General features: G+C 73.5%; 9 protein-coding genes. 6 read left to right on the top strand and 3 right to left on the bottom strand.

Features of this window, described 5'->3' with window-relative positions; all coding sequences use genetic code 11:
- Window positions 1-1,408, bottom strand: a 1,408-nt coding sequence (locus HII36_RS51160; protein WP_217371002.1) for an ATP-binding protein, incomplete at its 3' end; no start/stop codon positions are given.
- Window positions 1,409-1,583: 175 nt separating this feature from the next.
- On the opposite strand from HII36_RS51160, the gene HII36_RS51155 reads away from it, so the two are divergent.
- From HII36_RS51155 to HII36_RS58425, 3 genes are all read left to right on the top strand, one after another.
- Entirely contained in the window at window positions 1,584-2,642 is a 1,059-nt protein-coding gene (locus HII36_RS51155) for a questin oxidase family protein (protein ID WP_173530666.1), read from the top strand.
- A gap of 73 nt (window positions 2,643-2,715) precedes the next feature.
- Window positions 2,716-3,114, top strand: a complete 399-nt coding sequence (locus HII36_RS51150; RefSeq protein WP_173530665.1) for a VOC family protein — start codon at window positions 2,716-2,718, stop codon at window positions 3,112-3,114.
- A 103-nt stretch (window positions 3,115-3,217) separates the two neighbouring features.
- Window positions 3,218-4,150 (top strand): SAM-dependent methyltransferase, encoded by a 933-nt coding sequence (locus tag HII36_RS58425; protein ID WP_217371001.1) that lies wholly within the window; start codon window positions 3,218-3,220, stop codon window positions 4,148-4,150.
- A 57-nt stretch (window positions 4,151-4,207) separates the two neighbouring features.
- Here the strand turns inward: HII36_RS58425 and HII36_RS51140 are convergent, their stop codons facing one another.
- Together HII36_RS51140 and HII36_RS51135 are read right to left on the bottom strand one after the other, a co-directional pair.
- The gene (locus HII36_RS51140) at window positions 4,208-4,975 is read right to left on the bottom strand and encodes an ABC transporter permease (protein ID WP_328808276.1); all 768 of its coding nucleotides are present in this window, start codon (window positions 4,973-4,975) and stop codon (window positions 4,208-4,210) included.
- Window positions 4,976-5,000: 25 nt separating this feature from the next.
- Entirely contained in the window at window positions 5,001-5,570 is a 570-nt protein-coding gene (locus tag HII36_RS51135) for a hypothetical protein (RefSeq protein WP_173530662.1), read from the bottom strand.
- 218 nt (window positions 5,571-5,788) lie between these two features.
- Here HII36_RS51135 and HII36_RS51130 point away from each other — a divergent pair, with 218 nt between their 5' ends.
- From HII36_RS51130 to HII36_RS51120, 3 genes are all read left to right on the top strand, one after another.
- Window positions 5,789-6,409, top strand: a complete 621-nt coding sequence (locus tag HII36_RS51130; RefSeq protein WP_217370999.1) for a GNAT family N-acetyltransferase — start codon at window positions 5,789-5,791, stop codon at window positions 6,407-6,409.
- 82 nt (window positions 6,410-6,491) lie between these two features.
- Window positions 6,492-7,751: a carotenoid oxygenase family protein gene (locus HII36_RS51125; protein ID WP_173530660.1), complete on the top strand. Its 1,260-nt coding sequence runs from the start codon at window positions 6,492-6,494 to the stop codon at window positions 7,749-7,751.
- A 53-nt stretch (window positions 7,752-7,804) separates the two neighbouring features.
- The coding region (locus HII36_RS51120; RefSeq protein WP_173530659.1) for a GntR family transcriptional regulator at window positions 7,805-8,167 on the top strand (363 nt) is incomplete at its 3' end.

Raw genomic sequence — 8,167 nt, 5'->3', positions numbered from 1 at the left:
CGTCGGCCCGCCACCACTCCCCGTCCGCCGGGTCGGCCCGCGCGCCACCTCGCGCGTCACCTCGGACGTCGTTCAGCGCCCCGCCCCGCCGTTCGCCTTGTTCGTGGCAGCGTGCGGCCAGCTGCTGGGCGGTGTGTGACGCCCAGCGGAGGTGCAGGTGCCGGACCTCGTCCGCGTCTCCGTCCGAGGTCAGTCGTTCCAGTGCGTACGCGCGCACGGTCTCCAGCAGTCGCCAGCGGCCCGCCTGTCCGGCGCGGCCGGCCAGGCTCTTGTCGACCAGCCTGCCCAGGACGTCGGCCAGCGCGCCCCGCGCCGCCCCGGGGGTCACGCTCGCGACCGCGTCGAGGTCGAACGTGCCCGCGAAGACGCCCAGGCGCGGGAACAACGCCCGTTCGTCGGCGTCGAGCAGGTCGTGGCTCCAGCCGAGCACCGCGCGCAGCGAGCGGTGCCGCTCGTCCGGGCGCCGGCTGCCGGCCAGCAGGCGCAGCGCGTCGTCCAGGCCGGTCAGTACGCCCTCGGCGCCCAGCGAGGCGCAGCGGGCCGCGGCCAGTTCGATGGCCAGCGGCAGGCCGTCGAGCCTGGCGCAGATCTCGGCGATGAGCGCGGGAGGGGCGGCGAAGCCGGGGTCGACGGCGGCGGCCCGCTCGGTGAACAGCGCTTCGGCGTCGGAGGCGAGCGGGAGCGGTGAGATCGGCACGACCTGCTCGTCCGGCAGTCCGAGCCGTTCGCGGCTGGTGGCCAGGATGGTGAGTCCTGGACACCGCGCCAGGAGTTCGTCGGCGAAGCAGGCAGCGGCGTCGAGCAGGTGCTCGCAGTTGTCCAGGACGAGCAGCCGCCGGTCCTCGCCGAACGCCGACACCACGGCGTCGAGCAGGGACTGCCCTGGCCGTTCGCTCACCCCGAGCGCTCTGGCCACGGCGTCGGTGACCTGCTCGTCCCCCACCGGTACGAGGTCGGCGAACACCCCGCCGAGCGGGAAGCCGGGCCCGGCCGCCTCGGCGACGACCGCGGCGAGCCTGGTCTTGCCGACCCCGCCGGGCCCGACCAGGGTGACCAGCCGCCGGGTGCCCAGCATGGCCAGGACGGCGTCGCGTTCGTGCGCCCGTCCGACGAAACCGGTGCGCCAGACGGGCAGGGCGATCCCCGCCTGCCCGGCCGGCCGCCCCGGGTGTCCGGCGGGCCGCTGCTCCGGTCGCTGCCCCGGCCGCTGTTCCGGATGCTTGGCGATGTCGGCCAGGGCCTGCCGGTCGGGGACCCCGTACTTGCGCAGCAGCGAGGACACGTGGTTCTCCACCGTACGGACGGAGATGTGCAGCCGCCGCGCGATCTGGGCGTTCATCAGGTGTTCGCCGAGCAGGGCCAGCACCTCTGCCTCCCGCCGCGAGACGGATTCCGGACCGGCTGTCATGTCTCCCCATCGTTGGTTCGGCCTGGCGAGCTGAGTGGTGGTCTGGGTGGTGCGCTGAGTGGTGCCCCTGAGTGGTGAACGCGTGGTCGGCACGGATGCCGCGAACACCGCAGCTCACCCCATACTTGCCTATCCGAGCGGCAGCCGGCCACGAGCGCGAACGAGGAGAAGCCCGATGAGCGGCGGCGTGTTGAACGAGGCCTACGAACGTTTCCACCGCACCGGCCCGGAATGGGGCGAGGACCAGCTCACCAACCACGGCCCGATGGCGGCGGAGGTGCTGGTGCGCCGCGGGCGCGCGGACCACGTCGGCGGCTGGGTGGCCCATTACCTGCGCCGCCTGGACGACCTGCCGGCCACGACCGGCGTCATCACCGAGGCGAGCTGGGCCGAGGCCCTCGGCGACGGACGCAGGATCGGCGACTGGGTCGCCTACTTCACCGGCCGGCTGGCCGAGCAGCCGTGGCGGCAGGTGCTGGCCACCTGGTGGCCGCGGCTGCTGCCGGGCGTCCTGGCGGGGACCACGCACGGGGTGATCAGGGTCGGGCACGTGGTGCGCGCCCTGCTCGCCGGCGCCGAGAGCCCCGCCACACTGGACGAGCTGGCACACGGGCTGGCGTTCTGGGCGGCCAGGTCGCGGGGCGTGCCGCAGGTGGGCGACCCCGGCGGCCGGCTGAGCCCGCAGGCGGCGCTCGACCTGCTGCCGCGGATCCCCGAGCAGCAGGGCAACGTGGCCCACCGCCTCGGCCAGCTGGCCCGGCTCGACGGCTGGCAGACGACGGTGACCGGGCTGCGTCCCGCCGCTTCCCCCGACGAGGTGCCCGCCCGGCTGGCCGACCTGGTGACGGCCGCGACGCTGCGCTACCTGACCCACGGGCACGGCCAGCCGGTGCTGCTGGTGCACACCGCCACCGCGCCCAACGCCGTCCTGCACACGCTGCCGGCGCTGCCGCGCGAGTTGTGGACGCCCAGCCTGACCGCGATCTGGACGACCACCGCGGCCGTCTTCTCCGCGTACGCCCCTCCGGAGCCGGCGCCGCGCTCGTCGCTGCCGGGGCCGCCGTCCGACTCCGACGGCGTCGCCGACGTGCTGGAACGGGCGATCGCGCACGGGGACGAGCACGTCATCAAGTTCACCGACACCGCCGCCGAGGTCTACACCCGTACCGGGCATCCCGACGCGCTGGCCGCGGCCGTCCGCATCGGGACGCTCATCGCCCCCGCCTCGGCCTGAAGCGCAGCGGAAGAGAACCGTAAGAGCTCCCCGGCAGGCTTTGGGTCATCGAAAGACGACGAAAGGAACACCGATGTCCACCTCGATCTTCATCAACCTGCCCGTCAAGGACGTCAAGGCCGCCACCGCCTTCTTCGCCCGGACCGGGTTCGCCATCGACGAGCGGTTCACCAGCGAGGAGGCGGCGTGCGCGGTCGTGGCCGACGGCGTCTTCGTCATGCTGGTCAGCGAGCCGTCCTTCAAGGACGGCAGCGGCCGGGAGGTCGCCGACACCTCCCAGGTCAGCGAGGCGCTGCTGGCCGTGCAGGTCGACCGCCGCGAGCGGGTGGACGAGCTGGTCGACGCCGCCATCGCGGCGGGCGGCGAGTCCAATGGGGACGCCATGGACGAGAGTTTCATGTACAGCCGCGGCTTCCGCGACCTGGACGGCCACCTGTGGAACGTCCTGCACATGCCGGCCACCGAATCCTGAGCCGCCGCTGTCAGGGACGGTACCTGCGTGGGTTCCCTGCGGCGGGGGCGGCGAGGATCATGGCGATGAGGGCACGCGCAGCCGACCCAGGGGGAGCCGACCCGTGACCGACGTCCCGCCCGACACCACGCCGGACCCGCAGACGGACCAGAAGACGGACCCGCAGACCGACCCGCAGACGGACCTGAAGGCGGGCCCGCAGACGGACTCGCAGGCCGACCTGCAGACCGACCCGCAGACCAACCTGCAGACCGACCCGCAGGCCGATCTGCAGACCGACCGGCCGCACTCGGCGCGGGTCTACGACTACATCATGGGCGGCGGGACCCACTTCCCCGCCGACCGTGAGACCGCGGCGCAGGTCCTGGCCGACTGGCCCGGGCTGCGCACGTCGATGCTCGCCAACCGGGCCTGCATGCACCGCATGGCCCGCCACCTGGCCGAACTCGGCGCGCGGCAGTTCCTCGACATCGGCTCGGGCATCCCCTCCTCGCCGAACCTGCACGAGGTGGTCCAGGAGACGGCGCCCGGCGCCCGGGTCGTCTACATCGACCGTGACCCGGTCGTCCTGGCGCACGCCCGCGCGCTGCTGGCCGGTGCGCCGGCGGGCCGCGTCGCGTGCGTCCAGGCGGACATGCGCACCCCCGAGGCGCTGCTCGGCGACCCCGCGCTGCACGAGATGATCGACTTCGCCCGGCCGGTGGCGGTCACCGTGATCGCGATGCTGCAGTTCGTGGAGCGGGCCCAGGATCTGGTGGACGCGCTGCTCGAACCGCTCGCCGCGGGCAGTTGGCTGGCCGTCACCGTCCCCACCGGGGAGCTCGCGCCTGAGTCGGAGCGGCTGGCCGACCAGTACACGAGCCGTGGCATCCCCATGTACCTGCGCGGGCGGGCCGAGGTGGCGCGGCTGTTCGCCGGTCTGGAGCTGCTGGAGCCGGGGGTCGTGCCGATGCCGCGCTGGCGTCCCGCGCCCGGCGAGCCGCCGCTGCCGGACACCGCCACCAACATGTACGCCGCACTCGGCCGCAAGCCGTAGCCCCGCCGCTCAGGAAGGACGCCGCTCAGGAAGAAGGCCGCTCACGCTGGACGCCGCTCATGCAGGACGTTCGGCCGTGAACCGGCCGCGGGCGACGAGTTCGACCGTCGCCACGATCGCGATCGCCTCGGCCGCCAGCAGCGCCACCAGCACCACGAGCTGCACGACCCCCGCCTCGATCGGGCTCGCCCCGCCGAGCAGCACGCCCACGAACGCCCCGGGGAGCGTGACCAGGCCCACGGTCCGCGTCTGGTCCAGGGCCGGGACCAGCGCTCCCGCGGCGGCCGGGCGGCAGATCTCCATGGCCGCCTCGCGGGGCGGGAAGCCGAGCGCCAGCGCCGCCTCCACCTCTCCCCTGCGCTGGGCCAGCTCCTCCACGGCCCGCCGGCCGGCCAGCGCGGTGGCGGTCAGGCAGCCGCCCAGCAGGATCCCGGCGACCGGGATGATCACGATGCCGGTCACTGCGATGACGCCGCTCCCGGTCAGGACGGCCAGCACGGGCACGGTGCCCGCGGCGATCGGTATCCCCGACCACCACCAGCCCGTCCGGCCGCCGGTGATGCGCCGGCCCGCGGTGTAGGCGGCGACGCCGTACATGACGAGCAGGAAGCCGGCCACCGCCGCGCCGTACGTGACCACCCAGGCGATCACCACGGACACGACGCCCAGTTGCAGCACGGCACGCAGGCAGGCGCCCACGACGGCGCGGCCGTGCCCCAGCCGGCCCAGCCACGCGACCAGCCCGCCCGCCGCGGTCAGCACGAGGACGACCGCGGGCAGCAGCGGCGTGATGGAGATCAGGGACGAGGACGAGGAAGCGGACACCGCAGCAGTGTGGCGCATCGGGCGGCTAGAACATGAAGACCAGCTCGGCCGCGACCAGGACGTCCACGACCCCGCACCACTCGGCGAACGACCGGGCCACGACCTTGTTGAGCTTCAGGTGCACGAAGTCCCAGACGCCGTGGAAGAACCAGCCCGCGGCGACCAGGTAGCGGCCCAGGTCCGGGTCGACGATGATGCCGGCGATGGCGAGCCCGCCGAAGACGAGCATGCCGATCGCCTGGATCTGGAAGGTGCCGTCCTTGCCGAGCTGACCGTCCACGCCGGCCCAGACCAGGACGGCCAGCGCGATCGCGGTGAAGACGGTGGCGGGCGGGGCGATGTCCAGCGCCCGCAGGCTGAAGACGGCGGCGAATCCGATCGCCAGCCCGGGCCACGTCCATGAGGGCCGGCGCAGTTTGGCCATGACGAGGTAGAGCAGGGGCAGCAGCGGCAGGACCTGGCCCATGCCGGTCATGCCGGCGTCGGACGCGCTGCCGCCGAAGGTGAGTGCCGACGCGCCCAGCGCCAGCGCGGTCGGCCAGCGCCGCAGCAGCCAGGTGGTCCAGCTCGCGCGCTCGGGGGTGGCCTGTGTCATGGGGAATCTCCTCCGATACGTGGCGGGGGTATCCATGAGGCGAGTCTGTCGGCGGCGGAAAGGCGCGCGTAGTGCCGAAACCGCAGGCCCGGGCGTGAATCGTGTCATCGCGCCGCATGACAAGTGTCACGAGCGTCACGCCGGCGCTCCTTCGCCCGGGCTGTCGGACCTGCGGCCGGATGCGGGATCATCTCCTGGAACACTCAGGGAGGCCTTCGGTGCACGTCACGTTGCGGGTGGATGCCACCCCAGCCACCCCCGCCGCTCCCGCGCTCCTGCTGCGGCCCTGGCGCGCGGACGACGCCGCCGCGCTGGTCGAGGCGTACCGCGATCCGTTGCTGCGGCACTGGACGACGCTGCACATCGAGAACGCCGAGGACGCGGCCCGGTGGCTGGAGATCCAACGGCACGGCTGGGAGACCGGGGAACGGCTCGGCTTCGCCGTCCACGAAGCCCCATCCGCCCCCGACGGCCGGCCCGCCATCGACGGCAGGCCCGCCACCGACAGCCGACCCGGCGAGGGCGGCCGGCTGGTCGCGAACGTGGTGCTCAAGCGGCCCGGCCGCCGGCCGGACACCGCGGAGGTCGGCTACTGGACGGCGGCCCACGCCCGCGGCCGCGGCGTCGCCCCGCGCGCCCTCGACGCCCTCACCACCTGGGCCTTCCGCACCTTCGCCGCGACCGGCCTGACCCAGCTCGAACTGCTGCACCAGGTGGACAACCAGGCTTCGTGCCGGGTCGCGGAGAAGGCCCGATACCGCTTCCACCAGACGCTCCCCGCCCACCCGCCGTTCCCCAAGGACGGCCACCTCCACATCCGCCAGGCCGACTCCGGCTGAGCCCGGCGCCTGCACTAGTGCACGGGCCGGAATCCGGGCTCACGTCGTTGAGGGTGCGTCCGCGGCTTCCTACGTTCTCCTCATGAGGTATCTGGAAGGGCCGTTCGCGCCCGTCACCGAAGAAGTCACCGCCTACGACCTGCCTGTCACCGGACGCATCCCGCTGGAGCTCAACGGCCGCTACCTGCGCAACGGGCCCAACCCGCTGAACGTGGAGGACCCGGCCACGCACATCTGGGGCATGGGCCAGGGCATGGTGCACGGCGTGCGGATCCGGGACGGCCGGGCCGAGTGGTATCGCAACCGCTGGGTGCGTACCGAGGGTTTCGCGCCGATGGTGCACGTGATCGAGCACGCCAATCGCACGTTCGCCCTCCTGGAGGCCGGCGCGCCGCCCGCCGAGCTGGACGACGAGCTGAACACGGTCGGCGCGTGCGCGCTGGGCGGTACGGCAGAGGGTTTCACCGCGGGCGCGCATTCCAAGCACGACCCGCTGACCGGTGAGCTGCACTCGCTGTCGTACCTGGTCGGTCTCGACTACGTGCAGCACATCGTCACCGACCCGGTGGGGACGGTGGTGCGCACCACGACCGTCCCGGTGGGCCGCACGCCGTTCCTGCACGACTTCGCGCTCACCGAGAAGCACGTGGTGCTCTGGGACACCCCGCTGGGTTTCGACGGGTTCGAGTGCCGGTGGGCGCCCGACCGGCCCTCCCGGGTGGGGGTGCTGCCGCGCACCGGCGGGGAGGTGCGCTGGCTGGAGGTCGATCCGGTGCACGTCAGCCACACGCTCAACGCCTACGACGACGGCGACGCCATCGTGGTCGACCTGGTCACGGCCGAGGGTCCGTTCAACCCGGCCGACCCCGGCGCGATCCGGCCGGTGCTGGACCGCTGGACGATCGAGGCGGGCAAGGTCCGCACCCGGCGGCTGGACGACCGGCCGCAGGACTTCCCCAGGATCAACGACGCCAGGGCCGCGCGCCCGCACCGGTACGGCTACTCGGCGGCCACCCCGCTGTACGGCATCCCGTTCGTGCCCGAGGGCGCACCGGCGGACGGCGCGTTCACCAACGCCTTGGTCAGGCACGACCTGGAGCGCGGCACCAGCGAGGTGCACGGGTTCGGCCGCGACGAGGCGGTCAGCGAGGCGGCGTTCGCGGCCACCGGGGACGGCGAGGACGACGGCTACCTCATGGCCTACGTGCACGACCCGGTGCGCGGGGCGACCGACCTGGTGATCCTGGCGGCGCAGGACTTCACCGGCGACCCGGTGGCCAGGATCCACCTGCCGGTGCGGGTCCCGCTCGGCCTGCACGGCAACTGGCTGCCCGACCACTGACGAGCCCCGGCTCGCGGTCACGGACGCGCGCGGCCGGTGGCACAGTGGTGATCGTGAGCGACGCGCGTCCCCGGTACCTCCAGATCGCCGCCGACATCGAACGCCGGATCGCCGAGGCGACCTTACGGCCCGGCGACCCGGTGCCCACCACCCGCATGATCATGCGGGAGTGGAACGTGGCGATGGCGACCGCGACGAAGGCGCTGGCCGCGTTGAAGCAGAAGGGCCTGATCGAGAGCGCCCCGCGGGTCGGCGCCGTGGTCGCCGCGCCGGTGCTGCCAGGCGGCGATCCGGACGGCGACCGCGCCGTCCAGGTGGCGATGGAGATCGCCGACTCCTTCGGCCTGAACTTCGTGTCGCTGCGTGCCGTCGCCTCCCGGCTCGGGGTGTCGACCATGGAGCTCGCCGGGCGGGTG

Origin of the sequence: Nonomuraea antri (genome assembly GCF_013283785.1) — a bacterium.
In the GTDB taxonomy this organism is placed as follows: domain Bacteria; phylum Actinomycetota; class Actinomycetes; order Streptosporangiales; family Streptosporangiaceae; genus Nonomuraea; species Nonomuraea antri.
This window is presented reverse-complemented; position numbering and strand designations above follow the sequence as displayed.

Bases quoted from the DNA above. Each gene is read 5' to 3' on its own strand.
- HII36_RS51155 (WP_173530666.1), top strand. From the start codon at position 1,584: ATGAGCGGCGGCGTGTTGAACGAGGCCTACGAACGTTTCCACCGCACC.
- HII36_RS51150 (WP_173530665.1), top strand. From the start codon at position 2,716: ATGTCCACCTCGATCTTCATCAACCTGCCCGTCAAGGACGTCAAGGCC.
- HII36_RS51125 (WP_173530660.1), top strand. From the start codon at position 6,492: ATGAGGTATCTGGAAGGGCCGTTCGCGCCCGTCACCGAAGAAGTCACC.
- HII36_RS51135 (WP_173530662.1), bottom strand. From the start codon at position 5,570: ATGACACAGGCCACCCCCGAGCGCGCGAGCTGGACCACCTGGCTGCTG.